16 protein-coding genes and 1 pseudogene are annotated in these 17,740 nt (G+C 72.5%); 9 read left to right on the plus strand and 8 right to left on the minus strand.

Annotated features, from left to right (window positions below; all coding sequences use genetic code 11):
* Positions 1–108: 108 nt before the first annotated feature.
* Both E1258_RS17665 and E1258_RS17670 read left to right on the plus strand, forming a co-directional pair.
* Positions 109–777, plus strand: a complete 669-nt coding sequence (locus tag E1258_RS17665; RefSeq protein ID WP_132402333.1) for a nucleoside triphosphate pyrophosphatase — start codon at positions 109–111, stop codon at positions 775–777.
* Complete coding sequence (locus E1258_RS17670; RefSeq protein ID WP_132402336.1) at positions 774–1,427, plus strand: O-methyltransferase; 654 nt, start codon at positions 774–776, stop codon at positions 1,425–1,427. The genes E1258_RS17665 and E1258_RS17670 overlap by 4 nt, the downstream gene beginning before the upstream one ends.
* Positions 1,428–1,584: 157 nt before the next feature.
* Here E1258_RS17670 and E1258_RS17675 read toward each other — a convergent pair whose 3' ends face one another.
* From E1258_RS17675 to E1258_RS17685, 3 genes are all read right to left on the minus strand, one after another.
* Complete coding sequence (locus E1258_RS17675; protein WP_036374194.1) at positions 1,585–2,340, minus strand: ABC transporter permease; 756 nt, start codon at positions 2,338–2,340, stop codon at positions 1,585–1,587.
* Positions 2,341–2,357: 17 nt separating this feature from the next.
* On the minus strand, positions 2,358–3,317 hold the full coding sequence (locus E1258_RS17680) for an ATP-binding cassette domain-containing protein (protein WP_132402339.1): 960 nt from the start codon (positions 3,315–3,317) through the stop codon (positions 2,358–2,360).
* Between the two features lie 122 nt (positions 3,318–3,439).
* Positions 3,440–4,036, minus strand: coding sequence for a PadR family transcriptional regulator (locus E1258_RS17685; protein WP_132402374.1), 597 nt, complete (start codon positions 4,034–4,036; stop codon positions 3,440–3,442).
* Positions 4,037–4,183: 147 nt separating this feature from the next.
* On the opposite strand from E1258_RS17685, the gene E1258_RS17690 reads away from it, so the two are divergent.
* Both E1258_RS17690 and E1258_RS17695 read left to right on the plus strand, forming a co-directional pair.
* Positions 4,184–5,932 carry a biotin carboxylase N-terminal domain-containing protein gene (locus tag E1258_RS17690; RefSeq protein ID WP_132402342.1) on the plus strand — a complete coding sequence of 583 codons (1,749 nt, stop codon included), beginning with the start codon at positions 4,184–4,186 and terminating at the stop codon, positions 5,930–5,932.
* A gap of 180 nt (positions 5,933–6,112) precedes the next feature.
* A complete protein-coding gene (locus E1258_RS17695) occupies positions 6,113–7,552 on the plus strand; it encodes a GuaB1 family IMP dehydrogenase-related protein (RefSeq protein ID WP_036374186.1) in 1,440 nt (479 codons plus the stop codon).
* A 158-nt stretch (positions 7,553–7,710) separates the two neighbouring features.
* Here the strand turns inward: E1258_RS17695 and E1258_RS17700 are convergent, their stop codons facing one another.
* Entirely contained in the window at positions 7,711–8,268 is a 558-nt protein-coding gene (locus E1258_RS17700; protein WP_132402345.1) for a TetR/AcrR family transcriptional regulator, read from the minus strand.
* Positions 8,269–8,354: 86 nt separating this feature from the next.
* On the opposite strand from E1258_RS17700, the gene E1258_RS17705 reads away from it, so the two are divergent.
* From E1258_RS17705 to E1258_RS17720, 4 genes are read left to right on the plus strand one after another with little or no spacing between them, the layout of a single operon-like run.
* Positions 8,355–8,798 carry a DoxX family membrane protein gene (locus E1258_RS17705; protein ID WP_132402348.1) on the plus strand — a complete coding sequence of 148 codons (444 nt, stop codon included), beginning with the start codon at positions 8,355–8,357 and terminating at the stop codon, positions 8,796–8,798.
* Positions 8,799–8,822: 24 nt separating this feature from the next.
* Positions 8,823–9,305, plus strand: a complete 483-nt coding sequence (locus E1258_RS17710) for a MarR family winged helix-turn-helix transcriptional regulator (protein WP_132402351.1) — start codon at positions 8,823–8,825, stop codon at positions 9,303–9,305.
* Complete coding sequence (locus E1258_RS17715) at positions 9,299–11,032, plus strand: ABC transporter ATP-binding protein (RefSeq protein WP_132402354.1); 1,734 nt, start codon at positions 9,299–9,301, stop codon at positions 11,030–11,032. The genes E1258_RS17710 and E1258_RS17715 overlap by 7 nt, the downstream gene beginning before the upstream one ends.
* Positions 11,029–13,065, plus strand: coding sequence for an ABC transporter ATP-binding protein (locus E1258_RS17720; protein ID WP_132402357.1), 2,037 nt, complete (start codon positions 11,029–11,031; stop codon positions 13,063–13,065). The genes E1258_RS17715 and E1258_RS17720 overlap by 4 nt, the downstream gene beginning before the upstream one ends.
* Before the next feature lie 390 nt (positions 13,066–13,455).
* Here E1258_RS17720 and E1258_RS17725 read toward each other — a convergent pair whose 3' ends face one another.
* Positions 13,456–14,859 (minus strand): NAD(P)H-quinone dehydrogenase, encoded by a 1,404-nt coding sequence (locus E1258_RS17725; protein ID WP_132402360.1) that lies wholly within the window; start codon positions 14,857–14,859, stop codon positions 13,456–13,458.
* Positions 14,860–14,965: 106 nt separating this feature from the next.
* Here E1258_RS17725 and E1258_RS17730 point away from each other — a divergent pair, with 106 nt between their 5' ends.
* A complete protein-coding gene (locus E1258_RS17730) occupies positions 14,966–15,421 on the plus strand; it encodes a gamma-glutamylcyclotransferase (RefSeq protein ID WP_132402363.1) in 456 nt (151 codons plus the stop codon).
* A gap of 94 nt (positions 15,422–15,515) precedes the next feature.
* On the opposite strand, the gene E1258_RS17735 is transcribed toward E1258_RS17730, so the two are convergent.
* The 3 genes and pseudogenes from E1258_RS17735 to E1258_RS17745 all read right to left on the minus strand — a co-directional run.
* Positions 15,516–16,481 (minus strand): GNAT family N-acetyltransferase, encoded by a 966-nt coding sequence (locus tag E1258_RS17735; protein WP_132402366.1) that lies wholly within the window; start codon positions 16,479–16,481, stop codon positions 15,516–15,518.
* A 118-nt stretch (positions 16,482–16,599) separates the two neighbouring features.
* Positions 16,600–17,349 (minus strand): hypothetical protein, encoded by a 750-nt coding sequence (locus E1258_RS17740; protein ID WP_132402369.1) that lies wholly within the window; start codon positions 17,347–17,349, stop codon positions 16,600–16,602.
* Positions 17,350–17,354: 5 nt separating this feature from the next.
* A pseudogene (locus E1258_RS17745) lies at positions 17,355–17,740 on the minus strand (hypothetical protein); the annotation flags it as partial.

A 17,740-nucleotide genomic window follows, 5' to 3' on the forward strand; every position in this document is an offset into this window, starting at 1 on the left:
CCGCTATGTGGCCGACATGGAGTCGATCAGCGGGCAGTGTGATCGGCGGGGGTCGGTCAACGGCCAGGCGGCGTCGACGGAGGCGGGGGAAGCGGTAGCGTCGGCGACGTGTCGAACTCGATTTCGCTCCGACTCGTGCTCGCGTCGGCGAGCCCTGCCCGTCGCAAGCTTCTCCACGCCGCCGGCATCGAACCCGACGTGCTGGTCAGTGGGGTCGACGAGTCCCAGGTGGCCAGCGAGCAAGCCGAGGATCTGTGCCTGGAGCTGGCCCGCCTGAAGGCGCAGGCGGTCGTCGGCCGGCTGCGGCCGTCGGCCGACGAGCGGACGCTGGTGCTCGGCTGCGACTCGGTGCTCGCCTTCGACCGCGAGATTCTCGGCAAGCCGGCCGACGAGGCGGACGCTACCCGGCGTTGGGAGCGGATGCGGGGGCGCAGCGGGGTTCTACACACCGGACACTGCCTGATCGACGTCATCCACGAGACGCGCGCCGAGGCGGTCGCCTCGACCACCGTACGTTTCGCTGACATCAGCGACGAGGAGATTGCCGCGTACGTCGCGACGGGCGAACCGCTCGCGGTCGCCGGCGCGTTCACCATCGACGGAATGGGCGGGGCGTTCCTGGAGGGTGTCGACGGCGACCCGGGCACGGTGGTCGGCCTCTCCCTGCCGCTGCTGCGCAGGCTTCTCGGCGAGCTGGACCTGCGGATCATCGACCTGTGGACGAAGATCGCGCCGGGCGGCCAGACGGTCGAGGCGGTGGGTACGGTCCAGCCATGACGACGAAATCCCTGCCGCTGACCCCGGAACTGCATGCGTACGTGGTGGCCCACGGATCGGACCCGGACGAGGTGATGCGGGATCTGATCGAGGAGACCCTCGCCGCGCTGCCCGCCGAGGCGAGGATGCAGGTGGCCCCGGAGCAGGCCGCGTTCCTGACGTTCCTCACCCGGTTGATCGGGGCGCGGCGGGCGGTGGAGGTGGGCACCTTCACCGGGCTGTCCTCCCTGGCGATCGCGCGCGGGCTGGCCGAGGGCGGGCGGTTGACCTGCTTCGACATCTCGGAGGAGTACACGGGCGTCGCGCGGCGGTACTGGACGCGGGCCGGGGTGGCCGACCAGATCGAGCTGCGGATCGGGCCGGCCGGGGACACGCTGCGCGGGTTGCCGTACGAGCGGCACCTGGACTTCGCGTTCATTGACGCGGACAAGGTCGGCTACCCGGTCTACTGGGCGGAGTTGGTGCCCCGCATGCTCCCGGGCGGGATCATCGCGGTGGACAACACGTTGCGTGGGGGCCGGGTGCTCGCCCCGCGCGACGCCGACGACCGGGCCATCGCCGCGTTCAACGACGAGGTGATGGCCGACGTCCGGGTGGAGCCGGTGCTGCTGCCGATCGCCGACGGGCTGACCCTGGCCCGGGTGCGCTGACGGGCGCCAGCCGGACGTTCGCGCCAGGTCGCCGGGCCGGCGTCGCGTGTCCGCCTCACCCGGTCGAGGAGGGGGTGAGGCGGGGCGGGGTGTTAGGAAGGGGCCCTTCCTATACCGAATGCGTTGACAAGGGGCCCCTCCCTTACACCTCAACACCTCAGCGCACGCTGCGGGCGAACTGGCGGGCGGCCCAGGCGACGCCGACGGCGGCCAGCACGGCGATGATGGTCAGGCCCTGCCAGACCTTGTCGTTGCCGAGGTCGCCGGCGAAGAGGGCCCGGGTGCCGTCCACGGCCCAGGAGAACGGGTTCCACTCGGCGATGCGCTGGAGCCAGCCGGGGGCGAAGGTGAGCGGCAGCAGGATGCCGGAGAGCAGCAGCACCGGCTGGGCGACGGTGTTCATCACCGGGGCGAGCGCGTCCTCACTCTTGACCTTGAGCGCGACGCCGTACGAGACGGCCGAGGTCATCAGCGCGATCAGGGCGAGCATCAGGTACGCCAACAGCAGGTCGCCGATGAACACGCGCAGCTCGAACAGGAGCGCGAGCAGGGTGATGATGACGGCCTGGGCGAGCAGCGACACGACGTCGCGCAGTGCCCGCCCGAGCAGCAGCGCGAGCCGGCTGACCGGGGTGACCCGGGACCGTTCGATGACGCCGGCGCGCAGCTCGGCGATCAGGCCGAAGCCCTGGAAGAGGCCGCCGAAGATGGCCAGCAGCACCAGCAGGCCGGGCACGAAGATCTTGTACGCCTCGGCCTGGGTCGGCGCGTTCAGCGCGGGCTTGAGCAGCGGGGCGAAGAGGAGCAGGTACATCACCGGCTGGAACACGCCGACGAAGACCCAGACCGGATTGCGGAGCAGGAGTTGCATCTGGCGCTGGGCGACGAGCCAGGTGTCGCGGGCGAACTTCATGATCGGACTCCGGGTGGTCAGGACTCGCGCAGCGAGCGGCCGGTCTTGGTGAGGAAGACGTCGTCGAGGCTGGGGCGGTGCAGCTCGATCGAGCTGAGCCTGAGGCCGGACTGGTCGAGCCGGCGCAGGACCTGCGGGATGGCGGTGGCCCCCTCGTCGACGGTCAGGCGCAGGCCGCCGCCGTCGACGGTTTCCAGCTTGGTGACGTACGGCTCGGTGTCGAGCAGTTGGGCGGCCTGCGGGGTGGCGGCGGCGTCCAGCCCGACGAGCAGCACCTCGCCAGAGATTTCCCGCTTCAGCCCGCCCGGCGTACCCTCGGCGACCACCTCGCCGTGGTCCATGATCGCGATCCGGTCGCAGAGCGCGTCGGCCTCGTCCAGGTAGTGCGTGGTGATGAAGACGGTCATCCCCTCGGCGCGCAGCCGACGGATCTCGTCCCACATGTGGGCGCGGCTCTGCGGGTCGAGGCCGCTGGTCGGCTCGTCGAGGAAGACGATGCGGGGGTCGTGGATGATGCCGAGAGCGATCTCGACGCGGCGGCGCTGGCCGCCGGAGTAGGTCTTGCACGTGCGGTCGGCGTACTCGGTGAGCTGAAAGGCGGCCAGTGCGCGCTCGGCGCGGCGGAGGGCGTCGGCCTTGCCGATGCCGTACATCCGGGCGTGCAGGACCAGTTCCTCGCGGGCGGTGGAGTCGTCCCAGGTGCTGCCGCCCTGGGCGACATAGCCGATCCGGCGGCGCACCTCGGCCGGGTTCCGCAGCAGGTCGGCCCCGGCGATGGTGGCCTGGCCGCCGTCTGGGGTGATGAGGGTGGCCAGCATCCGCAGGGTGGTGGTCTTCCCGGCGCCGTTGGGGCCGAGGAACCCGAAGATCTCCCCCTCGGCGACGTCCAGGTCGACGCCGCGCACGGCGTCGACCGTCTTGTGCTGTCGACCGGCGCGGGAGCGAAACGACTTCCGCAGCCCTCTGGTCTGGATCATCTTCGCTCCTGGTCGTCCTCAGCCGGACCGGGCCGGCCCTCTTTCCGGGACGCCACACCACACGGGTGGCCCCGAACGTCGCGCCGAGGCTAACGCGATATAACTTCTCTAGTCAACTTTGATTAATGGCGACCGTCGGCCTCCTCCCCCACGTTCCAGCCGTCCTGACTGGCCAACCCTTCCGGCAGATACGGCACGCCGGCCTCGATCCGGTCGGCGACCCGCTCGCACCAGGCCACCTCGGCCTCTCCCCGGGCAATCCACAGCTCGTACATCCAGCTCACGCCGACCGGTTTGGAGTCGCGGATCCAGGAGGACTCCATCGAGGCGCGCATGGTCTCGACACTGGCCCGCAGCACCTGCCCCCGGCTGCGCAGCGCGGCCACCGCCTCCGGCCTGGGCAGCGCCGGCAGGAACGCGAACGCCGCCACGAACGGATCGCTCGTCTGATGATTGCCCCACCACAGGCCGCGCAGCAGCGTCTCGAACTCGTCGACCCCCTTCAGGGTGATCTCGTACGTCGTCCGCGCCCGCCGGGCGCCGACCCGCTCGGTGGCGACCTCGCGGAGCAGCCCCTCCTCGCCGAGCTTGCGCAGCGCGTGGTAGATCGAGCCGGGCTGCACGTTGGCCCACTTGTCGGCACCCCAACTGAGCAGCTCGCGGCGGACGTCGTAGCCGTGCACCGGCTGCATCCACTTGACCAGGCCGAGAATCATCATGCGAGTGGCAGACACCGGAAAAGCGTATTAGACAAGTTTGACTACCCACGCATCCGGGCAGTGCCTCATCCCACACTGAGCGATCGTTAGGGCCACGACGCCGGCCGATAAACTCCCCGTCAGTAACATCCCGGGAGGAGCCACGAGGTGCGCAAGGTACTCATCGCCAACCGAGGCGAGATCGCCGTCCGCGTCATCCGCGCCTGCCGCGACGCCGGCCTGGGCAGCGTCGCCGTCTACGCGGACTCCGACCGGGAAGCCCTGCACGCCACCCTGGCCGACGAGGCGTACGCGCTGCGCGGCGACACCGCCGCCGAGACGTACCTGCGGATCGACAAGCTGATCGCCGTCGCGGCACAGGCCGGGGCCGACGCCGTCCACCCCGGGTACGGCTTCCTCGCCGAGAACGCCGACTTCGCCCAGGCCGTCCTCGACGCCGGGCTTACCTGGATCGGCCCGACCCCGCAGGCGATCCGCGACCTGGGCGACAAGGTCACCGCCCGGCACATCGCCCAGCGGGCCGGCGCGCCCCTGGTTCCCGGCACCTCGGACCCGGTCGGCAGCCCGGACGAGGTGATCGCATTCGCGGTCGACCACGGCCTGCCGGTCGCCATCAAGGCCGCCTTCGGCGGCGGCGGGCGCGGCCTCAAGGTGGCCCGCACGATGGAGGAGATCCCGCACCTGTTCGAGTCGGCAACCCGGGAGGCGGTCGCGGCGTTCGGCCGGGGCGAGTGCTTCGTCGAGCGGTACCTCGACCAGCCCCGGCACGTCGAGGCCCAGGTCCTCGCCGACCAGCACGGCAACGTGATCGTCGTCGGCACCCGGGACTGCTCGCTGCAACGCCGGCACCAGAAACTCGTCGAGGAGGCCCCCGCGCCGTTCCTCACCGATGCCCAGCGCCGGCAGATTCACGACAGCGCCAAGGCAATCTGCCGGGAGGCCGGCTACCATGGCGCCGGCACCGTGGAGTACCTGGTGGGCACGGACGGCACGATCTCGTTCCTCGAGGTCAACACCCGCCTCCAGGTCGAGCACCCGGTCACCGAGGAAACCGCCGGCATCGACCTCGTCCGCGAGCAGTTCCGGATCGCCGACGGCGAGAGGCTGCGGCTGACCGAGGATCCGACCCCGCGCGGGCACTCCATCGAGTTCCGGATCAACGGCGAGGACCCGGGCCGCAACTTCCTGCCCGCCCCCGGCACCGTCACCGCGCTGCGGCTGCCCACCGGCCCCGGTGTCCGGGTGGACACCGGCATCTCCGCCGGCGACGTGATCGGCGGCAACTTCGACTCCCTGCTGGCCAAGGTGATCATCACCGGCGAGACCCGCACCGAGGCCCTGGAGCGGGCCCGGCGGGCGCTGGACGAGATGGTCGTCGAGGGAATGGCCACGGCGCTGCCGTTCCACCGCCTGGTGGTACGCGACCCCGCGTTCACCGCCGCGCCGTTCACCGTGCACACCCGGTGGATCGAGACGGAGTTCGACAACACCGTCCCGCCGTTCACCGCCGCCGCCGGCCCCGCCGAGGGCCCGGCCGAGCGGGAGACCGTCGTGGTCGAGGTGGGCGGCAAGCGGCTGGAGGTGTCCCTCCCCGCCGGCCTCGGCGCGGGTACGGCCGCCGGGCCCGCCGCGGTGAAGCCGGCCCGGCGCGGCGGCGGGGCCAAGGCCGGCGCGGCGGTCGGCGGCGACGCCCTCACCTCTCCGATGCAGGGCACGATCGTGAAGATCACCGTCGCGGACGGGGACACCGTCGCCAAGGGCGACCTGGTCGTCGTGCTGGAGGCGATGAAGATGGAGCAGCCGCTGCACGCGCACAAGGCGGGCACGGTCGGCGGGCTGTCCGCCGAGGTCGGCGCGGTCATCGCCGCCGGCGCCCCCATCTGCACCATCACCTGAGGTGCAAGGAGGGGCCCCTGTTAACGCATTCGGTATAGGAAGGGCCCCTTCCTGACCACGCGCCCGGCGGGGCCGCGCCCCAGCTGGGGTACGCGTACCGGACGGGGTACGCGTACCGGACGGGGGTGTTTTCCGCGACCACCGCGCGCGGTGAGGGCCGGGGCCGGGAATGATGGCCAGGTGCGGTTCCTACATGGCGCGGTTCCCGCGCACGACCTGACCTACAACGACGTCTTCATGGCACCGAACCGCTCCGAGGTCGGCTCCCGGTTGGACGTCGACCTGGCCACCTCGGACGGCACGGGCACCACCATCCCGCTGGTGGTGGCGAACATGACGGCGGTGGCCGGCCGGCGGATGGCCGAGACGGTCGCCCGGCGGGGCGCGCTCGCGGTGATCCCGCAGGACATCCCGATCGAGGTGGTGGCCAACGTGGTCGCCTGGGTCAAGCAACGGCACCTGGTGCACGACACGGCGATCACGCTCGGCCCCACCGACACCGTCGGCGATGCCATCCATCTGCTGCCGAAACGGTCGCATGGCGCGGTGGTGGTGGTCGACGAGGCCGGTCGGCCGCTGGGTGTGGTGACGGAGGCGGACACCGTCGGGGTGGACCGCTTCGCCCAGCTCCGCCACGTGATGTCGACCGAGCTGCACACGGTGCCGGCGGACGCGGACCCGCGTACCGGATTCGACCGGCTCTCGGCGGGCCGGCGGCGGCTCGCGCCGGTGGTGGACGGCGACGGCCGGCTCGTCGGGGTGTTGACCCGCAAGGGCGCGCTGCGCGCGACCCTCTACACCCCGGCGGTGGACGACCGGGGCCGGCTGCGGATCGCGGCGGCCGTCGGCATCAACGGCGACGTCACCGGCAAGGCCGCCGCGCTGCTGGAGGCCGGGGTCGACGCCCTGGTGGTGGACACCGCGCACGGCCACCAGGCTCGGATGGTCGCCGCGCTACGGGCGGTGCGCAAGCTTCACCCGGGCGTTCCGGTCGCGGCCGGCAACGTGGTCACCGCCGATGGGGTACGCGACCTCGTCGAGGCCGGCGCCGACATCGTGAAGGTGGGCGTCGGTCCGGGCGCGATGTGCACCACCCGGATGATGACCGGGGTGGGGCGACCGCAGTTCTCCGCGGTGCTGGACTGCGCGGCGGCGGCGCGGGACCTCGGCCGGCACGTCTGGGCCGACGGCGGGGTACGGCACCCACGCGACGTGGCGCTGGCCCTCGCCGCCGGCGCGTCGAACGTGATGATCGGTTCCTGGTTCGCCGGCACGTACGAGTCCCCCGGTGACCTGTACACGGACGCGGACGGCCGGAGGTACAAGGAGAGCTTCGGAATGGCGTCGTCGCGGGCGGTCAGCGCGCGTACGGCCGAGGACAGCGCGTTCGACCGGGCCCGCAAGGGGATCTTCGAGGAGGGCATCTCCTCGGCCCGGATGTACCTCGACCCGGATCGCCCGGGCGTGGAGGACCTGATCGACGAGATCATCTCCGGGGTGCGCAGCGCGTGCACGTACGCGGGCGCGCGCAGCCTGGCGGAGTTCGCGGAGCGGGCGCTGGTCGGGGTGCAGAGCACGGCCGGCTACACCGAGGGTATGCCCCTACCGACGAGTTGGTGACCCCGCGCCCGGGGGTGAGAAGGGTTCCCTCCTCTGACCGCAGGCGTTAACGAGGTGCCCTTCCTTCCGCACGCGGCCGGGTGTCGGCGTGGCCGATGCCGCACGCGCCGCCACGCACTGAGCCGCCGCCCGTCGAGGGCCCGCCGAACGGGCCGGGGTCAGTCGAAGAGGCGGCGGATGACGGTCCGGGCGGCGGCCTCCGGGTCCGGGCCGGTGCCGGGTGGGAGCGCCCCGGCCAGCCAGAGTGTCACGAAGCCGTGCACGATCGACCAGGCGGCCAGGGCGTCCGCCCCCTGGTCCGGGTCGGTTTCCCGGCGCGGGAGGGCGGCCACCCCGGCCCGCAGCGCCGCGCCGGCCCGATCACGGGCGGCCGTCGCCTCGGGGTCGTCGCGACGGTAGAGCTCCGGGCGGAACATCACCTCGAAGTGGGCCCGGTGGTCGACCGCGAACCGGACGTACGCGACGCCGGCGTCGAGCAGGTCGCCGGCCTCGCGCAGCGCCCCGGCCAGCAGGTCGAATCCCTCGACGGCGAGCGCGGTGAGCAGCCCCGCCTTGTCGCCGAAGTGGTGCGCGGGGGCGGCGTGCGAGACCCCGGCCCGGCGGGCCAGGTCGCGCAGGCTCAGGGCGGCCGGCCCGGCGTCGGTGATCGCGTCGACGGCGGCGGCGAGCAGGGCGCGACGCAGGTCACCGTGGTGGTAGCCACGCGGTCCGGTCATGCCGGCAGCTTAACTTGTCATTGACAAGATGGCCAGGCCGGAGCAATCTAGGCAATGGCAAGTTGCCTTCGACCGAGGAGAACCCGATGGTGCCCCTGATCGCTCTCGTCGCCGGCTCGGCCCTGGCCCGACTCGCCGGGCTGCTCGGCGTCGACGCCCTGGCCGGCTGGCACCCCGCCCTGCGGGTCGGGCTCGCGGCCATGTTCGTGCTCACCGGGCTCGCCCACTTCACCTCCCGGCGGCCCGACCTGGTCGCCATGGTGCCGCCCCGACTGCCCCACCCGGGGCTGCTGGTGACCGTCACCGGCCTGCTGGAGTTGGCTGGCGCGGTCGCGCTGCTCGTCCCCGACACGGCGCGGTGGGCTGCGGCCGGGCTGGGACTGCTGCTGCTCGCGTTGTTCCCGGCCAACGCCTCGGCCGCCCGGCGCGGGCTGACCCTGGCCGGCCGGCCGGTGACCCCGCTCGCCCCCCGCGCGCTGCTCCAGGTGGTCTTCCTCGCCGCCGCCGCCGCGATTTCGTTTGGGCCCTGACTATCAGGGAACTAACATGACCGCATGGACCTGATAGGGCTGCGAGACGTGCCACTCGGCCGGCTGCTGGTGACCGCCGGCCACGTCGTCGGCCAACGGTGGAACCGCTACCTCGCCGAGGAGCACGGCCTCACCCAGGCGGGCATGGTCACCCTGATGACCCTGGCCCGGCACGGCGAGCTGCCGCACCGGGCGGTCGCCGAGGCGTGCTTCATCCGCCCGGCCACCCTGACCGGCATCGTCGACACACTGGAGCGCGACGGCCTCGTCGAGCGGCAACGCGACGACGTCGACCGGCGCAGCGTGCGGCTCGTCCTGACCCCCGCCGGTCGGGAACGGGTCGCCGCGCTCACCAACGTCATGCAGTCCGGACGACCGATGACCTCGGTCGACGCCGACCCGGCGAAGGCCGCCGTGATCCGGCAGTTCCTGCTCGAGGTCATCGGCAGTGGGGAGGAACCCCGGGTGACGGCCCTCGACGCTAGGCCGGAGGCTCCGGCGTGCTGATCCGGCTGCTCCGCGCCCACCTACGCCCGTACCGTCGACCGCTGGCGGCGGTGATGGCGTTGCAGTTCGTCGGCACGATGGCCTCGCTCTACCTGCCGAGCCTCAACGCCGACATCATCGACCAGGGTGTGGCCCGGGGCGACACGGGCTACATCATGCGTACGGGCGGCTGGATGCTGCTGGTCAGCCTGGTGCAGATCGCCTGCTCCACCGCCGCGGTCTTCCTCGGCGCGCGCTCCGCGATGGGTTTCGGCCGGGACGTACGCGCCGAGGTCTTCGCCCACGTCAACCGGTTCTCCGCCCGCGAGGTGACCCGCTTCGGCGCACCCTCGCTGATCACCCGCAACACCAACGACGTGCAACAGGTGCAGATGCTCGTCCTGATGAGCTGCACCATGCTGGTCGCCGCGCCGATCATGAGCGTCGGCGGGGTGTTCATGGCACTGCGGGAAGACGTCGGGCTGTCCTGGCTGATGCTGGTCAGCGTGCCGGCGCTGGCGATCGCCCTGATGCTGATCATCCGGCGGATGGTGCCCGGGTTCCGGCTGATGCAGACCCGCATCGACGCGGTCAACCGCGTGCTGCGCGAGCAGATCACCGGCATCCGGGTGGTCCGGGCGTTCGTCCGCGAGCCGTACGAGACGGCGCGCTTCGGCCGCGCGAACGCCGACCTCACCGCGACCGCCCTGCGCACCGGCCGGTTGATGGCCCTGATCTTCCCCGTGGTGACGTTGGTGCTCAATGTCTCCAGCGTCGCCGTGCTGTGGTTCGGCGCGGACCGCGTCGACGCCGGCCAGATCCAGGTCGGCGCGCTCACCGCCTTCCTGCAGTACCTCATGCAGATCCTGATGGCCGTCATGTTGGCCACCTTCATCCTGATGATGGTCCCGCGCGCCGCGGTCTGCGCCGAGCGGATCGTCGAGGTGCTCGACACCGACTCGACGGTGATCCCGCCGGCCGCGCCGACGGCCGAGGTGACCGGCCGGGGCGAACTGGAGCTGCGCGGCGTCCGGTTCCAGTACCCGGGGGCGAGCGCGCCGGTGCTGCACGACATCTCGTTCCAGGCCACGGCCGGGCGCACCACGGCCATCATCGGCAGCACGGGGGCCGGCAAGACGACCCTGCTGACGCTGATCCCCCGGCTGATCGACGCCACCGCCGGGGCGGTGCTGGTCGACGGGGTGGACGTGCGTGACCTGGCCCCGGACGACTTGTGGCGGCGGATCGGGCTGGTGCCGCAGCGGCCGTACCTGTTCAGCGGCACGATCGCCAGCAACCTGCGGTACGGCAACCCGGACGCCACCGACGAGGAACTGTGGGCCGCCCTGGAGATCGCCCAGGCGCGCGACTTCGTCGCCGAGTTGCCCGAAGGGCTGAACGCCCCGATCACGCAGGGCGGCACCAATATCTCCGGCGGGCAGCGCCAGCGCCTCGCGATCGCCCGGGCCCTGGTCCGCAAGCCGGAGATCTACCTGTTCGACGACTCGTTCTCGGCGCTCGACCTGGGCACCGACGCCCGGCTGCGCGCGGCGCTACGACCGGTCACCGCGGACGCGACGGTGCTGATCGTGGCCCAGCGGGTCTCCACGATCGTCGACGCCGACCAGATCATCGTGCTTGAGGACGGGGGCATCGTCGGGATGGGCCGACACGCCGAACTACTGGAAGACTGCCCGACGTACGCGGAGATCGTCGCCTCCCAGCAGACGGCGGGGGTGCCGGCATGACGGCCGTACCGGATCAGCGGCCCACCGCGCGGCCGGCGGAGGGGCCGACGCCGAAACGGCTGCCCTCCGGCAACCAGGGCGGCGGCCCGAGGTGGATGAGCGCCGGCATGCCGGCCGAGAAGTCGATGAACTTCGGGCCGTCCACCCGCCGGCTGCTGCGCCGGCTGCGACCGCACCGCCTCCAGTTGGCCGCCATCGTCCTCCTCTCGCTGGTCAGCGTCGGTTGCAACGTGTACGGGCCGAAGGTGCTCGGCCACGCCACCGACCTGATCTTCAGCGGGGTGATCGGCCGGCAGTTGCCGGCCGGCACCACCGCCGAGCAGGCGGTCGCGGCGGCCCGCGCGGCCGGTAACGACAGTTTCGCCGACATGCTGGCCCGGATGGACGTCATGCCCGGGGTGGGCATCGACTTCACCGCCCTGGGCCGGGTGCTGCTGTTCGTGCTCGCCCTCTACCTGGCGGCCAGCGTGCTGTTGTGGTGGCAGGGCTGGCTGCTCAACGGGGTGGTGCAGCGCACGGTGCTGCGGCTGCGCGCCGACGTGGAGGACAAGCTGAACCGGCTGCCGCTGCCGTACTTCGACCGGCAGCCCCGGGGCGAGCTGCTCAGCCGGGTCACCAACGACATCGACAACATCTCGCAGAGCCTCCAGCAGACGCTGAGCCAGCTGCTCACCTCGCTGCTCACCGTGGTCGGCGTACTGGCCATGATGTTCTGGATCTCGCCGCTGTTGGCGCTGGTGTCCCTGGTTGCGGTGCCGATGTCGGTGGTGGTCACCAGCCTGGTCGCGAAGCGGTCACAGCAGCGGTTCATCGCCCAGTGGACGCACACCGGAGAGCTGAACGGCCAGATCGAGGAGGCGTTCACCGGACACGAGCTGGTCAAGGTCTTCGGCCGGCAGCGCGAGGTGGAGGCCGCCTTCACCGCCAAGAACGAGGAGCTGTTCCGGGCCAGCTTCGGCGCCCAGTTCATCTCCGGGATCATCATGCCGGCGATGATGTTCATCGGGAACCTCAGCTACGTCGCGATCGCCGTGGTCGGCGGGCTGCGGGTGGCGTCGGGGTCGATGAGCATCGGCGACGTGCAGGCATTCATCCAGTACTCCCTCCAGTTCACCCAGCCGCTGACCCGGGTCGCCTCGATGGCCAACCTGCTCCAGTCCGGGGTGGCCTCCGCCGAGCGGGTGTTCGCGGTGCTCGACGCCGAGGAGCAGAGCCCGGACCCGGCGGTGCCGGCCCGGGTCGCCGACCAGCGCGGTCGCGTCGAATTCGACCACGTCTCCTTCCGGTACGAGCCGGACAAGCCGCTGATCACCGACCTGTCGCTGGTCGCCGAGCCGGGGCACACGGTTGCCATCGTCGGGCCGACCGGCGCCGGCAAGACCACCCTGGTCAACCTGGTGATGCGCTTCTACGAGCTGGACGCCGGCCGGATCACCCTCGACGGGGTCGACATCACCACGCTGAGCCGCGACGACCTGCGCGGTCGGATCGGCATGGTGCTCCAGGACACCTGGCTCTTCGGTGGCACGATCCGCGACAACATCGCGTACGGCCGGCCGGACGCGAGCGAGGAGGAGATCGTCGCCGCCGCCCGGGCGACGTTCGTGGACCGGTTCGTGCGCAGCCTTCCCGACGGCTACGACACCGTCATCGACTCCGAGGGCAGCAACGTCAGCGCCGGCGAGAAGCAGCTCATCACCATCGCCCGGGCGTTCCTGGCCGAGCCGTCGCTGCTGATCCTCGACGAGGCGACCAGCTCGGTGGACACCCGCACGGAGGTGCTGCTCCAGCGGGCCATGGCGGCGCTGCGCTCGGACCGGACCAGCTTCGTCATCGCCCACCGCCTGTCCACCATCCGCGACGCGGACCTGATCCTGATGATGGAGCACGGTCACATCGTCGAGCAGGGCACCCACGAGCAGCTCCTGGCCGCCCGGGGGGCGTACCACCGGCTTTACCAGGCCCAGTTCACCCAGCCGGACCCGGCCGCCGTCGGGGACCCCGAGCCCCAGCCCGCCTCGGTCCGGGGCTGACCGTCGTGCGCATGGGGAGACGGTAGGCCGGCCGGGGGCGGGCGCGCATCCGAATTCGGGGCCGGCCGGACGCAGCCGAGACGCATCCGGTTACCGCGAAGGGCGACAGGCCGCCAGTCGCTACAGTCGGCAACCCGGCCGATGCACAGCGCGCCTCGGGGCGGGCCGCCGGCACGGGACCTGCCGGCGGCCCATGGCGGCTCGGTCGCCGGCTACGGGGGGTCCGACACTCGAGGCCGCGCCGACTACGGTACGCCGGCGGTCGGCGATCCGCCGACCGCCTCCACCCGTACGCCGAGGTTGCCGGCCCGGCGGGTCCCCGGCCCGCCGCCGCGTCGCCGGCCCGACGACCCGGTTCGCGCCGGGTGCCGGCGAGGTGGAGCGCCTCGGTTACTCCAGCTCGTGGAGCATGAGCTGGCGGGCGGCCTCGGTGATCGAGCCCGACAGGCTCGGGTAGATGGTGATGGTCTGGGCCAACTCGTTGACCGTGAGGTTGTTCTCCACCGCCATGGTGATCGGCAGGATCAGCTCGCTTGCCTTCGGTGCCACCACCACACCGCCGATCACCTGGCCGCTGGCCGGGCGGCAGAACAGCTTCACGAAGCCGTCGGCGAGGTCGTCCATCTTCGCCCGGGCGTTGCCCGACAGCGGCAGCATCACCTGGCGGGCCGGGGTCTTGCCGGCGTCCACCTCGTCCTGGGAGACGCCGACGGTGGCCAACTCCGGGTCGGTGAAGACGTTCGCGGCGACCGTACGCAGCCGCAGCGGCCGGACCGCCTCGCCGAGCGCGTGCCACATCGCGATCCGGCCCTGCATGGCGGCGACGCTGGCCAGCGGCAACACCCCGGTGCAGTCGCCGGCAGCGTAGATCCCGGGGACGTTGGTGCGGGACACCCGGTCGACGGTGACGTAGCCGCCCCGGGCCAGCTCGACGCCGTACTCGGCGAGGCCGAGGCCGGCGGTGTTGGGGATCGAGCCGACCGCGATGAGCGCGTGCGAGCCGTGCACCAGCCGGCCGTCGGCCAGCTCGACCTCCACCCCGTCGGCGATGCGCTGGACCCTCTCGGCGCGGGAGTTGTTGAGGATCGTCATGCCCCGGGAGCGGAACACGCGCTCGATCGCCATGGCGGCGTCGGCGTCCTCGTGCGGCATCACCCGGTCCCGGCTGGAGACGAGGGTGACCGGGACCCCCATGGCCAGGTACGCGCTGGCGAACTCGGCACCGGTGACTCCGGAGCCGACGACGATCAGGTGCTCGGGCAGGTGCGGCAGGTCGTACACCTGCCGCCAGGTCAGGATGCGCTCGCCGTCCGGCACGGCCGTGGGGAGCTGGCGGGGGGTGGCGCCGGTGGCGACCAGCACGGTCGACGCGTCGATCGAGTGCTTCGCGGAGCCGTCGGCCGGCGTGACGACGACGCGGTGGGTGTGGCCCAGCATGTCCTCGCCGAGCCGGGCCGTGCCGGCCACGAAGGTGACGCCGGCTTTCACCAGCTTCGCGTGGATGTCGGCGGACTGGGCCAGGGCGAGCCGCTTGACCCGATCGTGCACGGCCCGGGCGTCGACGGTGACCGCCTCCAGCCCGTCGGAGTGCACCCCGAACTCCTCGGTGTCCCGGTACCCGGTGACCACCTCCGAGCTGGCGATGAACGTCTTCGACGGTACGCAGTCCGACAGCACGCAGGCACCGCCGGCCCCCTCGGCCTCCACCACGGTGACATCAGCGTCCAACTGGGCGGCGACCAGGGCCGCCTCGTACCCGGCCGGCCCCCCGCCGATGATCACGATCTGGCTCACAGCTATCGCCCCTCGTCCGTGCTCACAGTGACTTTCTTCTCCCCGACGCGTCCGACACGCACCGTCGTATTCTCCCCCAGCCGTCCGCCGGGCTATCGTCATCGCCGTGCGTCACTACGCCGCCTACGGCTCAAACCTGGACCCCGCCCGGATGCGTGCCTACTGCCCGCACTCCCCGATGGTCGGCGTCGGCTGGCTGGAGGGCTGGCGGCTCACCTTCGCGGGCGAGGGCGCGATCGGCTGGGAGGGCGCGGTCAGCACCATCGTCGAGTCCTTCGGTGATCGGGTGTTCGTGGCGCTCTACGACATCCACCCGTACGACGCCGTCCAGCTCGACGAGATCGAGGGGGTGGCCTCCGGGACGTACCGCAAGCTGCACGTCCGCGTCTCCACCCTCGACGGCGACGTGACCGCGTGGGTCTACGTCTTCGACGGGTACGAGGGCGGCCTGCCGACGGCGTGGTATCTGTCGGAGATCGCCAACGCCGCCGAGAAGGCGGGCGCGCCCGACGACTACGTCAGCGAGCTGCGGTCCCGCCCCACCGGCACGGCGTCGGCGTAGCGCGTCTCCCACATCCCCAGTCTGCTCCGCCCGGGACGGGGCCGCACGGCGGCCCCCGCCGGGGGTCGCCTGTCACACACCGTCGTCGCGCCCGTCACACCGCCGTGGCGGCGGGGACGGTGCGCTCGTACATGTCGGTCCAGCGCATCTCGCGCAGCCCCACCGAGCGGTAGAGCGTCGCCGGGGAGGTCGGGTTGGCCAGGTCGACGCCGAGGCCGACGTGCCGCCGCCCCTTCGCCGCGTAGACCGTGAAGGCCCGCCACAGCAGCGCGGCGCCGACCCCGTGCCGCCGGTACTTCGGCAGCACCGACAGGGTCCGCACCCAGCCCGAGTCCTGTTCCAGCGCCTGGTCGGACGACTGCAACGCGCCGGCCGGCTCCCCGTCGACCTCGGCGACGAACCACTCGTCCCAGGTCCTGTCGTACGCGGGCAGCCGCTCCCGCCAGTGGTCGTACCCGGCCGGCTCGTAGTCCGGGGTGTCCCGGAACGCCGTGTCGAAGATCCGGTGGAACAGGCGCAGATCGTCCTCGTCGCCGGCGCGCAGCGGCCGGACCGTCACCCCGGGTGGGGGCGGCGGCTCGGCGTCCAGTCCGGCCAGGTCACGACTCATCCGTACGTACCGCTTCACCCGGCTGAAACCGGCCTCGGTCAGCTCCGTCGCCCAGCGGGTCTCCGGCGCGTAGGCCGAGGCGCGGACGGTCAGCGCGGGCAGGCCCCGCTCGGCGGCCCGCTCGGCGACCCGGTCCAGCATCAGGGCGAGCAGCGGGGCGCGTACCGCCTCGGCGCGCTCCGGGTCGACGAGGACGTCGACGAACTCCCGGCCCACCCCGGTCGGGTTGTCCACCACCGACCAGGCGACGGGCCGGCCCTGCGGGTCGCTGACCAGCCAGGAGTCGCGCACCGGGTCGAAGAAGGGGGCCGTCAGGGCGGCCTTGACGTCCTCGGCGTCGAAGTCCGGGTGGCCGATCGCGAAGGTGTCTGCGGCGTGCACGACGGCGAGGATCCCAGGGACGTCGTCGAGGGCGGGGCGGCGCGCCGCCCAGTCAGCGGGAAGAGTCACGGGGCGATCCTGGCAGCCACCTCGGTCCCGCGCCCCTCATTTTCACCCCGCGCGGCGCCCTGCCCCCGCCGCCGCGCGGGCTCGCCGGTGAGAGGGGAACCCTTCTCTACCCCAGGCGTTAGTAGGGGGCCCTTCCTTGCACCACGGCGCGCGCGGTGGTCAGCAGGTCGAGCAGCTCGGTGCCCTCGGCCGGCGTGAGCGCCCGGAATCCGGTCGACACCAGCCGGTCGGTCACCGCCTCCGCCCACAGCCGGCGGCGCACCAGCGGCCCGACCCGGGGGTACGGCGGCGGCCAGCCGCAGGTTAGCGCCCCGGCCTCCCCCTCCGGCCCGGCCAGCACCGCCTCCAGCGGCGTCATCCCGCCGGCCCGCACCGCCAGCAGGTACGCCCCGGCGAAGTGCTCCCGAAGCAGCAGCAGCCCGGCGGCGGCACGGGCCCCCGGGGAGTCGTCCGGCGGCGGCACGGCCCGCCAGGCGGCAAAGAGTGGCATCCCGCTGGAGTCCGCGGCGTCGACCACCCGGTGCAGCAGCGTCGCCAGAAGGGTCACGCCGGGCACGGCGGTCAGGTGCTCGCTGCCCCACCGGCAGCACTCGGCCAGGTTCGCCGTGGCCACCTCCAGCGGACCGTGCACACGGGCGGCGGCGTCCCACCCGTCGGCGACCGCGTCGGGGGCGACGAAGCCGAGGGCCGCGCTCACCGTGGCGGCCTGGACGTCGCCGAGCACCCCGGCCCGGCCGGCGATGTGGAAGGCCCAGCCGGAGATGCCCAGCAGACGGGCCCGGTGCAGGGTGGCCGGGCAGCGGGCGAACATCTCCCCGAGCTCCAGCACCAACGGCTTGCTCGCGGCGGCGACCTGCTCCGGCGTCATCGGGTTCAGTCTGCCCCGCCGGGGCCTTCCGTGGCAGCCCCGTCTTCGGCGTCGACCGCCTCGATCGCCCCCTCGATTTCGCCGGTGCGGCGCTGGGCGGCGGTGACGGCCCGTTCCGCCGCCCGCCGGGCCAGCTTCCGCCGGCTGAGTTCCTGCTCGGTCTCTGCGCGCGATCGCTCCAGCTCGGCCAGCGACCGCTCGATGCCGGCCAGTTCCTCGGCACCGTCGTGCTCGGCCTCCACCGCGCCGGCCAGCTCCGCCTCGGCCCGCTCCTGGTCGGTACGCGCCCGCGCCAGTTCCCGTTCCAGCATCCGGCGCTGCCGGGCCCGCTCGGCACGGGCGGCGCGCTCGGCCTCCCGGGCGGCCCGCTTCGCGCGCGGTGGGGGGTGGG

The sequence above is a fragment of the Micromonospora sp. KC207 genome (genome assembly GCF_004348615.1).
Classification (GTDB): domain Bacteria; phylum Actinomycetota; class Actinomycetes; order Mycobacteriales; family Micromonosporaceae; genus Micromonospora.

Coding starts and splice junctions, on each gene's coding strand:
- E1258_RS17670 (WP_132402336.1), top strand. CDS start 774: ATGACGACGAAATCCCTGCCGCTGACCCCGGAACTGCATGCGTACGTG.
- E1258_RS17680 (WP_132402339.1), bottom strand. CDS start 3,317: ATGATCCAGACCAGAGGGCTGCGGAAGTCGTTTCGCTCCCGCGCCGGT.
- E1258_RS17685 (WP_132402374.1), bottom strand. CDS start 4,036: ATGATGATTCTCGGCCTGGTCAAGTGGATGCAGCCGGTGCACGGCTAC.
- E1258_RS17705 (WP_132402348.1), top strand. CDS start 8,355: ATGGTGCCCCTGATCGCTCTCGTCGCCGGCTCGGCCCTGGCCCGACTC.
- E1258_RS17710 (WP_132402351.1), top strand. CDS start 8,823: ATGGACCTGATAGGGCTGCGAGACGTGCCACTCGGCCGGCTGCTGGTG.
- E1258_RS17720 (WP_132402357.1), top strand. CDS start 11,029: ATGACGGCCGTACCGGATCAGCGGCCCACCGCGCGGCCGGCGGAGGGG.
- E1258_RS17740 (WP_132402369.1), bottom strand. CDS start 17,349: ATGACGCCGGAGCAGGTCGCCGCCGCGAGCAAGCCGTTGGTGCTGGAG.
- E1258_RS17675 (WP_036374194.1), bottom strand. CDS start 2,340: ATGAAGTTCGCCCGCGACACCTGGCTCGTCGCCCAGCGCCAGATGCAA.
- E1258_RS17700 (WP_132402345.1), bottom strand. CDS start 8,268: ATGACCGGACCGCGTGGCTACCACCACGGTGACCTGCGTCGCGCCCTG.